This is a genomic window from Acetobacter suratthaniensis (assembly GCF_017377745.1).
Classification (GTDB): Bacteria; Pseudomonadota; Alphaproteobacteria; order Acetobacterales; family Acetobacteraceae; genus Acetobacter; species Acetobacter suratthaniensis.
In genome coordinates this window covers 1-14,132 of record NZ_JAFVMG010000027.1, presented here as the reverse complement: position 1 = coordinate 14,132, position 14,132 = coordinate 1, and the positions used below count along the sequence as shown (strand labels likewise).

At 53.7% G+C, this 14,132-nt stretch carries 7 protein-coding genes and 1 pseudogene; 3 read left to right on the top strand and 5 right to left on the bottom strand.

Annotation, left to right across the window (positions count from 1 at the left end; translation table 11 throughout):
* Positions 1 to 881: 881 nt before the first annotated feature.
* From J2D75_RS13715 to J2D75_RS13705, 3 genes are all read right to left on the bottom strand, one after another.
* On the bottom strand, positions 882 to 2,135 hold the full coding sequence (locus J2D75_RS13715; protein WP_207855359.1) for an STAS-like domain-containing protein: 1,254 nt from the start codon (positions 2,133 to 2,135) through the stop codon (positions 882 to 884).
* A gap of 790 nt (positions 2,136 to 2,925) precedes the next feature.
* Positions 2,926 to 3,252, bottom strand: coding sequence for a ribbon-helix-helix domain-containing protein (locus J2D75_RS13710; protein ID WP_207855358.1), 327 nt, complete (start codon positions 3,250 to 3,252; stop codon positions 2,926 to 2,928).
* Positions 3,253 to 3,346: 94 nt separating this feature from the next.
* The gene (locus J2D75_RS13705; protein ID WP_207855357.1) at positions 3,347 to 4,621 is read right to left on the bottom strand and encodes a SidA/IucD/PvdA family monooxygenase; all 1,275 of its coding nucleotides are present in this window, start codon (positions 4,619 to 4,621) and stop codon (positions 3,347 to 3,349) included.
* Positions 4,622 to 5,126: 505 nt separating this feature from the next.
* Between J2D75_RS13705 and J2D75_RS13700 the strand changes: the two genes are divergently transcribed.
* Both J2D75_RS13700 and J2D75_RS13695 read left to right on the top strand, forming a co-directional pair.
* Positions 5,127 to 6,560: a site-specific integrase gene (locus tag J2D75_RS13700; RefSeq protein WP_207855356.1), complete on the top strand. Its 1,434-nt coding sequence runs from the start codon at positions 5,127 to 5,129 to the stop codon at positions 6,558 to 6,560.
* Positions 6,561 to 7,032: 472 nt separating this feature from the next.
* Positions 7,033 to 8,046: a replication protein RepA gene (locus tag J2D75_RS13695; protein WP_207855355.1), complete on the top strand. Its 1,014-nt coding sequence runs from the start codon at positions 7,033 to 7,035 to the stop codon at positions 8,044 to 8,046.
* Here J2D75_RS13695 and repB read toward each other — a convergent pair.
* Positions 8,043 to 9,047, bottom strand: coding sequence for a plasmid partitioning protein RepB (repB, locus tag J2D75_RS13690; protein ID WP_081773519.1), 1,005 nt, complete (start codon positions 9,045 to 9,047; stop codon positions 8,043 to 8,045). The genes J2D75_RS13695 and repB overlap by 4 nt on opposite strands.
* A 63-nt stretch (positions 9,048 to 9,110) precedes the next feature.
* On the bottom strand, positions 9,111 to 10,316 hold the full coding sequence (gene repA / locus J2D75_RS13685) for a plasmid partitioning protein RepA (RefSeq protein ID WP_243428773.1): 1,206 nt from the start codon (positions 10,314 to 10,316) through the stop codon (positions 9,111 to 9,113).
* 386 nt (positions 10,317 to 10,702) lie between these two features.
* On the opposite strand from repA, the pseudogene J2D75_RS13680 reads away from it, so the two are divergent.
* Positions 10,703 to 14,132: pseudogene (locus J2D75_RS13680) on the top strand (DEAD/DEAH box helicase family protein); the annotation flags it as partial.

Here is a 14,132-nt window from a genome sequence, read left to right as displayed (position 1 = left end):
GAGTTGTTGCTAGACAATGGCACGCTCCTCCTCCGAGGCTTTCCATGCCAGTTTCAGGGGACGGCTGCTGCGGTCCTGACAGGCGCCTGAACCACGCCTGCGCTGTTTCATCGCTGATCCCGTAACGTCTGGCCAGCACAGATGTCGGTTCCGAAGAGTATGCAATATCAGCCCGGACGGCCGGTGTCGTGCGTGCCTATGGATGGATCTGAAGCATCATTCGCTCTCCCTGCAAACGGAAGAAAACCATGGCGCGTAACGCGGTATTGCTCACGCTACATCATCCCAATGACGTCTCACGACCCGACAGCTAGTTGTATCTCGATGATCCGCTATGCACCGCGGATCCAGTGACACTGATTGGTGATAAACGCATGCCGAAAAGCGATCAGATCAAGATCACCGCCCGTAGCGCCTTCTCTGCTGTCTCTCGCGCGCCCCCCAAGCGACGATAAGTTCTCTTGTCGGACATAAAAAATCCGGACACAAAGTCAATCAAAAATGTCGAAATTCCTTAATTAGGAGAATCCCGGCTTCCACGCCGCCAAACTCCACTAAAAGTAACCTTAATTAGGTTAAAAGCCCGTTCTTAGTCGGACTTGTTCTATGCCGAGGATTCACTCCATGTCCATCTTGGGGGGGGGGCAAAAAGAAGATCCGGTTCAGGTAATCAGACAATGTTTGCTGCTGCTGGTTGAACCAAGTGTGACGACCGCTGTCGCGCCCAAGCCAAACTTTCGAGACTGGACTAACTGTTCTAGAAGCGTGCGCTTCGACTATATGAAGGTCTTTGGATAACTACATACAATCACAATCTGTCTAGCGGTGTTTACCAATAAGATGAATAACTTTCCTATATAAATTTTCATTTTGCAATATAATTATTTAGATAAACTCATCATTCTCTGATTGACTGATTTATCTATAATTGACCGTGTAACATTTTCAACCTCTGTAATTCTAACTCGGTCCATAAATTCAGAAAATCCAAAATGGACGACGTTTTTTGCGATCACTTCGTCTGCAAAACTACTTGAGATAATTCGTGTTCCGGAAAAATCAAGAACTATTCTTGAATCTGGCTGAAGCCTTAACAGATTGGCGATTTTTATTCGAAGCGGTTCCCCGGCAGTACGCGATCCAACCGAGGATACCTCGTCCTTTATATGAATATAGACAACGCCATCTTCACTTTTATCCATCATTACATCAACATAATCATACGGTGAAAATCCTCGCTCGCCGAACCGTAGCGCCTCGCTCAATCGAATGGGTTCCGCATAGTTTAGTTCGGCAACAACAACAGACCCAGAATAGGGAATTTCTTCTCGTTTAATAATTTTATTACCATTGTTCATGTAAAGAGAGGCATTATTGGCGTAAATTCCGAAATAACCACCACTTAATGCCGCGATTTGATAACTTCCATATAGTCCGTTTCCCTGCCCTATGCTTTTATCGCGCGTAACGCCCTGTAAAATAGAATTAGAAAGAGCATCCGTATCTGAGGTGTAAGAATTCGAATTGTGCTTAAGGCTTTTAGCAATGCCAATACCAGTATCAGCGACAACAAATTCTATTTTTTTTACGCGGCTTTTCGTAGTTAGCTGAACAAGCCCACCACATAAGGATTCCGAATGAACTAGTACATTATCGGTTATCTCGTTTACTGCCCATTCTAAAGCTGAAAAATGCTCTCTATCGATATTTTCAACACCACTAATTATTTTTTCCATTAGTTCATTTACAAGATGATGTTGATCTGAAGGCGATGCGAAGATTTCAGCTGGAAGGTGCCTTTTATTCCTTCGGCTCGCTACAGGGTAATTATCGTCGATCAAGTGAGACCAATTTGAATTTCTAAACAATTTTTTAATATGTTCTGCATTGGGCTCAATAAGAGAAACCTTATGCCCGAAATCTTTGTATCTTATTATCTGCGCGACAATTGGCAGCATTGCTCTTGCGGGAACTTGCTCGAGGTCTGCAAAGTTAAGCGTAAGACTTGAATTTCCCTGCCGTTCCAGCTTGTCGTAAATTGCCGCGGTTACATTCCTAAAGTGAGTTGGATCGAGCCCGCCGGATACGGATATGATATTGTTGTCCGAGGTGCATGCAAATGGCTTTGGAGGCAACAACCCACTCCTTTATTAATTTGATCGTTAGTTCTGCAAATCATGCTACTAATATTTAGAAAACGCTATAATCGAAAAGCGTATAGCTAAACCGTCAGCTATGAATGAAAGGCTAATGGCGGACAGCGGAGAACCTGCACCACGGCGGAATGATAATCGAATTTTGATTTTGACCTCATTGCGCGGACCGTTCCATTTCGGTCCAACTCGTTCGAAAGAGACGGTGCTTCGTATGTCCGCTCTCAGGAAAGCCATTCACAGGCACGTATGCCCGACATGAGGCGGCCGCTCAGCGGCAAGTTGGGCGGCGTGTGATAATTTAATTGCTTTCCAGTCCGCGGATGAGCGAGCCTGTTATCTGTGGTTAGCATGGAACGCTGCGCGGCTGCAAAGCCCGGTTTCCGGCGCATTATCCTCATATTCTGGTTTTTTTCGATGTCGGAATTCCTTAATTAAGTTAGTCAATATTCCGATATTCCAGCACGTTATTGATACCCTTAATTATGCGAATGTCCCTTATTAATGCGAAAAAGGCCCTTAATTAGGTGACAAAACGCGACCACGTTTTTATCAACGCACGGGTCTGCTTCCGCCTTCATGTCGGACATACAGTCGGTTTGACGGTTGCACGAAAGCCGACATTGTTAGGCGAACCTCAGATGATAATGAGATAGATCGAGTCGGTGACAACTGGCATTTTTGAATGGATCGCTAAAGTGACGGTGAGCCGCAACAATCCCGCACGTTGACGGTTCCTCGCTCCGGCACATGCGCGGGAGATGCATCGCAATCAGCCCGGTGCAGTGGCGGGCTTGCGGCCCCTCGTCTTCGGGAAGCAGTCGACGTGCCCCGCACCTTTAGCCCTCGGCTTGCGGCTCACTGCCACAGGCTTAACCGTTTTTACTGTAGTCTGGCGACCGCTCGCGCGAAGCCCGGCTTGTACGTCATTATCCAATTTTTTCTCGGTGTTGTCACCGCGCCATTCTTTGGCTTTGAGTGCTACTGCCGTCCGGATGAGATCGCTTTTGGAAACCCCCTTGTCATGGGCGATCTGACGCAACTCAGCATCCAGCGCCGCCGGAAGGTACACAGAGCGCATAACCAGAACCTCGGACATCAGGGTATCCTTTCATCAAGGCATGTTCAGTTTGATGGCTTATATATACATATATATGTTTGGTCGTGCTTTCACAAGGGTGGCAGAGTGTTTGTTACAAATAACTCTTCAGGATCGCACTGGCCAGAAGGCCGAGGCTTCCCAGCGTCGCCATGCCGGGGCCGTGCGCCAGCGCTGCGAGGGAAGGGACATGCAGGCCAGTGCCTAGCCCGGCACTCACCGGGAACGACAGATCTGGGAGTATCTCACCCTCAAGCTGCTCACGTATTTTTTTGTTCGTTGGATCAAGAATATTTCTGACTGCAACAGCATCAACCAACTTGAGTAAACTCCAGGCATCGAAACCGATCGCGTTGATCAGGCAGTCGGCCGTCACTTGCTTCTGATTTTGCCCATCATAGGTGATATCAATGGTCAACTCGCTGTCATCCCAGGATGCGTTGATTGCCTTTCCAAGCACGTAGTCGACATTGCACGCGCTATCGATAATCGACTTGTTACGCGAGGAAATTACCCCGGCCTCGGTGCGCTCAAGCAGCCTACGCCGATCCCCGAGGCTGAGATCAGTCCAAGCATCAGGATCAGTAAACCATCGACGCTCCGCGTAGCCGTCGCCGCGCAAGAACAGTGTGCCCATCGGACTAATGGAACGTATGGTAGCATCGGACTCTTCGGCCAATGCATTGGAAAGCCAAGCGACGATCGCGCCAGCTGCGCCCCCGGCGCCCGTGACCGCAATCTCGTTCCATTTTCGGACCTGATTGCGATGGCGCCAGAAGGTCTCAGCATTAAGCAGGCGTTCCGTAGGGATATTCGATGTAAGACCGCTGATAACCTTGGCCTCGCCCGTACCGGTCAAGACCACGCCATCTACCTCTGTTGTGACCTCGTCTTCGTCATCGACATAGGTAATGTGCCAGCCGCCCCCGCTCTGCGACTTGACTTTGATTACCTCGCCCGGGACTATACCTTGGTCGGCTTTCACAAACACCCATTTCAAATAGTCGGCCCATATCCCATGCGTAGGGTGATCACGTCCTCGGTCCACCCATTCCGAAAAAGAACCTGTCGCGACGAGGTAGGCCGACCACGAAAATCGAGCATGAAGTGCCGAGGCGATCGATTGCTCCCCATTCTCTGCGCTAAACTCAACGTAGGGAAAGCCTACATCCTTTTCCGCCGGTGAACACAATGTGAGGTGACCGCTCGAATAGCCGCCGTCACCGCTCCATGCTGAGCCAACCGCCTTTTTCTCAAACACAAGAAGATCGGGAACATTTGCAACACCCATATCCCGCAACACCGCCGCGCGGGAGACCAGCGCGGCTGCTTTGGGACCGCCCCCCACAATGGCAAGTTTTTTAGTCATAGCGCTTCTGTATCCTATTCGCCGCGTGTTCGTGACTGACCTCGTCCCCACCGGCTATAGTTTGTCACGCAACAAGGCAAGCTTTTGGCAGGTAACGGCAATTCCAGGTGCTGACTGCGCAAAGTGTGAGCGCCCCGGCGTGGCCCAGATGCATGCGCCCCTTAGAAGTATGAATGAACGGTGCGTCTAAAGTAGGTCGCCCAAGCTTCCGAGCGATAATTGTATCAGCGTACACTGACCGGCAGATAGAGAGACCGATCATGGCAGATATCGGCGTGAGCCGACATTCCCAGCACTGCACCGGTATGGCGTATGGTGATCTGTAGCTATCGTGAACGTATGGCCGCTGTTGGCCATCCCTCACCGATAACCGACATACCGCTCCCCCCCATAGCGGTCATCAAAAAAGACCCGACTGCATAAAAATACGGTACCAGCTCAGCGTCGTGAGCTACTACACTGAGTGTGAGACACACCGGGTAGTAGCAAGCACGAGGCTCCGTTTATGCTGGATGACATTATTGTCCACGGTCGAAAAGATCGGGCGTTCGCTGCGCTGTTCGACCGGTGTGACCGGATTACCCGACACCGTTTGAGTGAGGCCGGTTCCGCAGCCGACACGCTGCCGGACATCCTGGCTACAGCCCGTCTATCCCCAGGACTGGAATTATGCCTGTCGGGCATCAGACTATCCGGAAGCAACACCGACGATCTAGTGATCGCTCATGATGTACCGTTCGCGGCCCGTGCCCGCGCACTAGCCGCAGAGCGGCTCGGTGTGGCGCCAGCTGATCCTTCACTGTTTCTGGCCCTGCATCTCAGCTCAGCTCCGTATTTTCTGGCGCGTTACAGGCAAGCACCCAGTGACACTAGCACCCAGTCTGACACGCTCCCTCCCCTGTCCTCTCCGGCGGGACAGACGCCCGGCATCATTGTCCGATGGTTTGACGCCTCTCTAGGCAGAGCCGTTCCTCAACGTGACGGCTCTCTTGAAACCGCGCGTGATAGTGCCACAGCCTACGCTTTGCAGGCCAAGGCGGATAACACACGCAGAGCCTATCGTGCGGGTGTCCGGGCATGGTGTGCCTGGGCAGATCGTTATACCCTACCCTGCCTCCCTGCCCGATCGGCTGACATTGCCGCGTTTCTGGCAGACGAAAGAGGTCGAGGCCTTGCTCCGGCAACACTGGAGTTGCGACGGGCCGCTATCACCTATCTTCACCGTCTGGCAGGCTGTGCCGTTCCCACCGCTGACGCCACTATTGGCGAAACCATGACGGGGATCAGGCGCACCGCCGCGAGGGATGGCTTTACGCCGCGCCGCAAGGCTGCGGCGACGCAGGACGTGCTGGCGACAATCATTAATGCGATAGACCTGAGCAAGCTATCTGGGATGCGCGATCGGGCTCTGCTTCTCATGGGGTTTTATGGTGCGTTCCGACGTTCGGAGCTGGCCAGCATTGAGATCCGCCACGTAGCCTTGGTCAGTAAAGGCTTGCTTGTCACCCTTCCCCAGTCCAAGGGCGACAGGCAAGGCAAAGGCGTTGAGATCGCCCTCCCCTACACTCAGGACCAGTATTGCCCGGTAAAGGCATACGGAGCCTGGTTAGCCGTGTCAGGCATACAGGCTGGCCCCGTCTTTCGCCGCGTCCGCAAAGAAGGAGCCGTGGCTTTTCCAGACGACGTGCGCGCTGTTGGAGCGCAGCCTCTGACAGATCGCTCGATCGCCCGCATCATCCAGACTCGGGCCAGTGCCGCCGGTCTGGAAGGAAAGACCTTTGGCGGGCACAGCCTGAAACGGGGGGCGCTGACGACCGGAATGGATGCTGGTGCGCATCCTGTTAAACTCAAGCGCCTAGCGCGACATGCAACATACGCTGCTCTGGGAGACTACCTCGAACTGGGAGATCCGTTTGATGGGCATGCGTTGGTTGAGTAGCGCAACCGCAAAGCGACGTTAGTTGTGTTTATTGCCGACAATAGATTGTCCATCATCTGCATAGTCGATTCGTCGCCTATGTGTTTAATGCCTGCACTCATCCCATGATGGTTAGTGTTTTTTGCCGACAGTTTTTTTCCCCACGTTCCATGTGTTAATTGTCTACGATACATAGTTTCGTAGTGACCCCACGTCTGATCTCATGTGTTTTTTGCCGACAGCACTAATTCTGATATTTTTAGAAATGCTTTAAAAACAGCAGGTTGCAATGTTTTCCACGTGTTTTTTGCCTACGAAACAATAAATAATATAGAACAATAAAAGGTTGTTTCGTCTGCAATGAACACACCAACAGTGAAGACCGTAAGCAAAAAACACAAGTCATTCGCCTGTAAGCAATGAACACATCGACATCTGCGTTAACTAAGTCACATGCTATGCAACAGTCAGATTGTGCATAATGAGAAACAACATGGATCAATGCCCGCCGCATCCAGATTTGTTTGTATCCATACACAAGCTGGTAGAAGAACACGGAACTCAAAAAGCGCTTGAGATAGTCGACCATTTCTCAGCGGGCAGAGACGTCGCATCTCCACCTAGCGTGTACGACGCTTTAGCCGGAAGGGCTGGCCGGAAAATTGTTGACGCTGTTTCATCCTCCCTTGTTCGAGAAGCCGAGGGCGTTTCAGAGATCGGGTATAGCTATAGTGCTTGGTGTCTAGCTGGCTTACCCCATCGTGAACGTAAGCCAGGTGAAGATTGGTTGATCAAAACCGACTATGCACAGCTTCTTGTTAGGCCAGGTGTCCGTCTGCGTGACGACGACAGCAGAGAGGATTTGTCCGTACCATCAGGCTCGATTGCGCGGCTGCTGCTTATCGACTGGCAGTCTGAAGCCTTTGAACACAACTCTAGAGAAATTAATCTCGGCAAAAGCCCGGCAGCACTTCTTAATAGGTTGGGATTAAGTCGCGGCGGACCTGTAACCAAGAAGTTAGTCGAACAAATTGAGCGCCTAGCTACATGTACCGTAGATTTTCGATTTGGAACCGACCGAGAAGCCGTAGTGGTAAACGAACGATTGGTCGAAGCATTTAAATATGTTGGCGAAGTAGACCCAAGAACCAAGCGTACAACACGAATGATCGAAAAAATAGTGTTGTCCGAGGCGTTCTACAATGAACTTAAACGGCACCCAATACTTGTTGATCGAGCGGCGATCCGCGACATACAAACATCCCCACGAGCGATTGACGCTTATTTGTGGCTTGCATTTAGGCTCCATGCGCTGCAATCGGATGCCTTGGTTTCATGGGCTGCTTTATGGCGCCAATTCGGCAGAGAATTTAAGACGCTGCGATCTTTTAAAGCTGAATTCCAAGAGCCTCTGGCATTAGCTTTGGCTGCATATCGAGCAGCCAAAGTAAGAATTAGCGAAAAGGGGCTATATCTCTCCCCCTCTCCTCCACCTATCCAGCGTTAATTTTCACCACTCTGAAACTTCTTGTAAAGAGCGGGCAGTTCATCAATCAAAAACTGGCTGAATGTCGATCCCATTTCCGGATTAACATCAATGACTGCCCGACTTTTTCGTAAGCTAAACTGAATAGAAACATTTTTATCATCAGAAACCCAGTCGCTCTGCTTGTCAGAAGAAGCTGCCGAAACTCCCACTTTTTTAGATGCTTCTTTTAGCACCGCTTTAAAACGGTCATCGCGAACGATTGTCTTGGCTCGGTCCGTTTGTAGCCAATGAACACATCTTTCAACCACGATTGGATCTCGGAAAAGATCGCTGAGAGCTTGCCAGCGTGTTCTTCCTATGGACGGAGACCGCCCTACATAATCTACAACGGCACCTGGAATGCTCTCGACTATTGTAAGCATGCGTGACAGCAGGGTCTTATCAACCCCCAATGCCGACATGACAGTAGCTCTGTCATAACCTTTTGCGTTCAAGTTTTGGGCAAACAACGCACGTTCTAAAAATGACAAATCCGTTCGCATGCTGTTTTCTTGGCCCAGAGCAACCACTAATTCGTGGTCGGTCATGTCCTTTACAGATGCTTTAACAGCACGGTGGAGTTCGCGGCATATCATTACCCGTCGGTGACCAAATGCTATTTGATAGCGGCCTGTCACAGTTGGATGCGGTCGTACTAAAATAGGACTCAGTTGCCCAGATTTTTCAATGGCTGCTTTTAACTCCTCGTAACCATCATCTTTGGTCTCAAGGCGATCCCTAACGAAAGCGTCGTCAATAAGCTGTGGATCTATCTCAACAATAACAGTTCCTGCTTTCAGGGCTTTTTCTAACTCATCTGCTTTGCTTGCAGTTTCTGCTAAACTGCCTAAGCTTTTTGCCACCGAGCCTAGCGCTCCTCCTGTTCTGAATGTTTGCGAGGGCCGCACATGTTGTGCGGTATTCAACGCGTCTGAGGAACCGATGGGAGGAATTAAGCCAAGCGTGTTTTTTCTTGCCATGATCGAAGACCTTCTACCTGGGTGAAGTTGACAGATGTCAACAAAGCTAAAGGAAGGAGAGGCTTAACTTCTTCCCCATGAGCTAAAAATTAGGTCTCTGATCTCACCATTCACCGCGTTCACGGATTCTAGCGCTCGGTCATAAGTGGCGCCCGTAAATTGCCGCCTCTCAATCTCAAAAACTGTTTGCTTGGTTATCGCTGCGTCAGACACTGCAGTGCTTTTCAACATGGGAAATTTTAGCACATGATCTCCGAAAAGAGATCTCATGAATCCAGCCATATTCGTTTGCGGCGCGTCGGAAGGCTCAAACCGGGTCATTAAATATCGAACCCAATTGTAGGACACATTTCCCCCAGCATTCCGTAGATGTGTCATTACATCGCTCATCATAAGCAGGAATTGACACATGGACATCACGTCAAGCATCTGGGGGTGAACTGTGATGAGAAGCCCAGTAGCTGCACACACAGCAGACATTGTTAGGTATCCAAGTTGAGGCGGGCAGTCGATAATGACCACATCATAATTATCTTGCACGTCTTCTAACGCAGCATCGACCCGTGAAAAGAAGATCGCACCAGCTTGATCAGACGATGCCAAAAACCGTGGCGTTTCGTATTCAAATTCGGACAGCTCAATATTACCGGGCACAATATCAAGCCCTGGGAAATTTGTTTTCCTGATTAATTCCGACATGGGACGTCGATTGTCGTCGTATCTTATCGCGCCATATAATGTCTCATTTTCATGCACATCAAACTCCGGCTGAAAGCCATGCAGCGCCGATAAGCTGGCTTGTGGGTCAAGATCAATCGCCAACACACGCAGCCCATCTAAAGCTAATCCTTGAGCTAGATGGGCCGCTGACGTTGTCTTTCCACTTCCGCCTTTGAAATTCACCACAGCAATCACTTGCAGTTCTTCTGTCGCCGTGCGTGTCGGCATATATCTCCGACCATTGCGCGCGTTGGAGTCCAAATATTCGCGCAACTCTAGTATTTGCTCAGCGCTATAGGATCGACGGCCACCGTTGCCTATTTCTGGAATGGGGCCTTTCCCTTCTAATGCGAGGTTCCTCAAATATCCTGGCTTCAACCCAAGTATTTTCGCAACCTCGCCAATTTGAAATGATCGTAGAGTTTTCTGCGCCATGGGAGGGAATAATTCCATCCGGTGAGCTTGAAGCTGACTTGAAAGTGCGCGGGCTTGATCAGACAGTAGCACGTCAAGCGTGTTGCTATCATCTGTATTGCTTATATCGGCCAAGGTCGTTTCCCTCATCAACATGCGCCACAATGCGCCGGGTGCGGTATATAGCAGCGAAGAATTACAATAGCGCATTTTATGGTGTTGTTGACATCTGTCAACTAAAAACAGAAACGAAGTTGACAGATGTCAACAACCAACAAAAACACTCCGACCAGCCCTGAGCGCCGTGCGCAAAGGGTGGGTCGGTCTGTCTGACGCCAGCCCGATCCCGGCGCAGGCGCCGCCTTTGCCCCCGTCCCACAGGCCCGGTTCCGGAGACAGCATGCAGAAGAAAATCTGACGCGAGACAGCGCTCAGTCCCCTTCCCTGCTGTTGTCCCATCCTCCCCGATCACCGCCTCGTCCCAGACGCAGGCGGCGTTCGGCGTTTGTCCGGAGCCTTCCATGTCCCTGTTCGGTGATCAGCTCAGCCTGTTCTCTTCCTCGTCCCTCAGTGGCGCCCCAGACCTGTTCTGGGGTGAGCTTGAAGGCGAAGACAGCGCCCTGCCCTCCCCCGTCACAGAAACCCCACTGGTCATCCCCCAGACAGATTTCCGTCTCACGGGTTCCCGTGGCCTTGCCACCAGCTGGAAAGACCGTGCGCGGGATAACATCGCGGCCATCAGTCTGCTGGGCACGCTTGAGGCCGAAGACCGCAATGCAACCCCCGACGAGCGGGCTGTGCTGAGCCGTTTCATTGGCTTCGGGGCCAGTGAACTGGCCAACGCCCTCTTCCCCCGTGGCGGTGAGCCCTATCGGGCCGGATGGGAAAGCCTTGGTAAGGCACTGGAAGCTGCCTGCAACGAGACGGAGCATGCCGCCCTCGCCCGCTCCACCCAGTATGCCCATTACACCCCGGAACATATCGTCACCGCCATCTGGGACATGCTCATGAAGCGTGGTTTTCAGGGTGGGTCCGTTCTGGAACCCGGCTGCGGCATCGGGCAGTTCATCGCGCTCAGGCCCGAACGCCTCGAAGGCCGGATTGCCTTTACCGGCATTGAAATGGACAGCATCGCCGCCCGTATCGCCCGCAAGCTCTATCCCAAGCAAGTGGATCAGGCACGAAGACTTCACCAAGGCCACGCTCGCCAGTGATTACGATCTGGCGATTGGCAATCCCCCGTTCTCCAACCGTACGGTCAACGCACCAGAGCATCGGGATATGCGTGGTTTCAGCCTGCATGACTGGTTCATCGCCCGCGCCCTGACCGCCCTGCGCCCCGGTGGCTTTGCTGCCTTCGTGACCTCACGCCACACGCTGGACAAGAGCGAGACGAAGGCACGGGCGCGCATGGCCGAAGAGGCCGATCTGCTGGGGGCCGTGCGTCTGCCCGCGGGCGCGATGAGTGCTGAGGCAGGCACCGAGGTCGTGCTCGATCTGCTGGTGTTCCGCAAGCGCATGATCGGTGATCTGCCCGGCGATCAGACCTGGCTGGAAACGGCTGTCGTGCCTGATAGCGATGAAGGGCGCGGCCCGTTATGGGTCAACCGCTATTTCCTCGATAACCCCGCGCAGGTGCTCGGCCAGCATGGCTGGGCTGGCAGTCAGTTCGGACTGGATTACTGCTGTCTGCCGGTGGCGGGCGTGGACCTTCAAACCGCCCTGCCGGAAGCGTTGGCCCGCATTGCCCCCGAGAACCGGTTTCTACCGCCTGCAGAACAGCGCATTACGCGGCCCGAACTGGATGGGCTGTCCGTGGGCACAGCGGCTTCAGGGGCTGACCTGAAGGAAGGTAGCTATTATCTGCACAACCGTGTCCTGCATCAGATCATTGGCGGCGCAGGTAAGGAAGTGCCCATCCGCAAGGGGGAGCAGAAAGACGGTCTGTTCCAGAAGCATGCGCGCATCATCGAAGCCCTGATCCCCGTGCGGGACGCGGCCAAGGCTGTCCTGCGCGCCCAGATGGACAACCAGCCCTTCGGGCGGCACCAGCATCGGCTGCGGCAGGCCTGGCAGAGCTTTACCCGCCAGTTCGGGCCGATCAACCTCACCAACACCACCGTCAGGGTGAACGCCACCACCGGCGAGGAAACCGAAAGCCGCCGCAGGCCCAACCTCCAGCCCTTCTATGATGATCCCGATGTGTGGCTGGTCTCTTCCATCGAAGAGTATGACGAGGCGACCCAGACCGCCCGGCCGGGGCCGCTGTTTACCGAGCGCGTCATCCATGCGCCGATCGAGCCCGAGATCCACTCGGCTCATGACGCGCTCGCGGTCTGCCTGCATGACGTGGGGCGTGTCGATCTGCCCCTGATCGCCGAGCTGACGGGGTGCAGCGTAGATGAAGCCCTGACCGAACTGGGCGAGGCCGTCTATCTCGATCCTGAAGCCTCGCGCCTGGGTGGCGATGTGTGGGTGGCGGCGGACGAGCTGCTGTCTGGGGCCGTGCGCACCAAGCTCGTGGCAGCCCGTGAGGCCGCGCAGAGAGACCCGCGTTTTGCGCGCACGGCGGCAGCACTGGAACGGGCCCAGCCCGAGGATCTGAGGCCGTCCGATATTACGGCGCGTCTGGGTGCGCCCTGGTTGCCTGTGAGTGACATCGTGGCCTTCACCCGCGAGGTGATGGGGGTTGAGACCACTATCCACCATACCGCCGAGGTGGCCTGCTGGAGCGTCGACAAACGGCCGTTCTTCGGGCGGGCCGAAGCGACCTCGGTCTGGGGCACGGAACGCCGTCACGCCGGAGAGCTGCTTGAAGACGCGCTCACGCAGGCTTCCCCGAAAATCTGGGACACGGTCAGGGATTCAAACGGCAACGACACCCGTGTGCTGAATACGCAGGAAACGGAAGCGGCGAAGGAGAAGCTGGCCGCCATCCGTCAGGCGTTCCAGAACTGGGTCTGGCAGGATGCCGAGCGCGCTGACCGGCTGGTGCGGCTGTATAACGACACCTACAACAATCTCGTGCCGCGCACATTTAACGGGGCGCATCTGCGGCTGCCCGGTGCGAGCACCGTCATCTCCCTGCGCGAACACCAGAAGCGGGTGATCTGGCGGATCATTGCCGCGGGCAGCACCTATATCGCCCATGCCGTGGGGTCGGGCAAAACCTTCTCCATGTGTGCCGCCGTCATGGAGCAGAAGCGGCTGGGCCTGATCAGCAAGGCGATGATCGTGGTGCCGGGGCACTGTCTGGCCCAGATGGCCCGCGAATTCCTCATGCTCTATCCCGCCGCGAAAATCCTTGTCGCGGATGAGACAAACTTCGCGAAGGCCAAACGCCAGCGTTTTCTGGCCCGCGCGGCCACGGGCAACTGGGATGCGATCATCATCACCCATGACGCCTTCAAGTTCATCGCGGTGGAGGCCGCGTTTGAGCGCGGCATGATCGACGAACAGATCGAGGCCTATGACACGCTGCTCTGCGAAATGGATAAAGACGACCGGCTGTCGCGCAAGCGTATCGAGCACATGAAGGAAATGATGGAAGCCAAGCTCGAAGGGCTGGCGACCCTCAAGGATGATCTGCTGCATCTGGGAGAACTGGGGATTGATCAGATCCTCGTGGATGAAGCCCAGCAGTTCCGCAAACTGAGCTTCGCCACCAATCAGGGCGACCTCAAGGGGGTGGCGCCTGAAGGCTCGCAACGGGCGTGGGATCTGTTCGTCAAGGCCCGCTATCTGGAGCGGGTCAACCCCGGCCGCGCGCTGGTGCTGGCGTCAGGCAGTCCGATTACCAACACGCTGGGCGAGCTGTATTCGGTGCAGCGCTACATGGCGCTCGATGCCCTGCGTAGTCGTGGCCTGCATGAGTTTGATGCCTGGGCGGCCAATTTCGGGGAGACCCGGACTGAACTCGAATTGCAGCCCAGTGGCCTCTACAAGCCCGTT

What these genes read in the sequence shown, in the direction of transcription:
- J2D75_RS13705 (WP_207855357.1), bottom strand. Translation starts at nt 4,621, where the DNA reads ATGACTAAAAAACTTGCCATTGTGGGGGGCGGTCCCAAAGCAGCCGCG.
- J2D75_RS13710 (WP_207855358.1), bottom strand. Translation starts at nt 3,252, where the DNA reads ATGTCCGAGGTTCTGGTTATGCGCTCTGTGTACCTTCCGGCGGCGCTG.
- J2D75_RS13700 (WP_207855356.1), top strand. Translation starts at nt 5,127, where the DNA reads ATGCTGGATGACATTATTGTCCACGGTCGAAAAGATCGGGCGTTCGCT.
- J2D75_RS13695 (WP_207855355.1), top strand. Translation starts at nt 7,033, where the DNA reads ATGGATCAATGCCCGCCGCATCCAGATTTGTTTGTATCCATACACAAG.
- repB (WP_081773519.1), bottom strand. Translation starts at nt 9,047, where the DNA reads ATGGCAAGAAAAAACACGCTTGGCTTAATTCCTCCCATCGGTTCCTCA.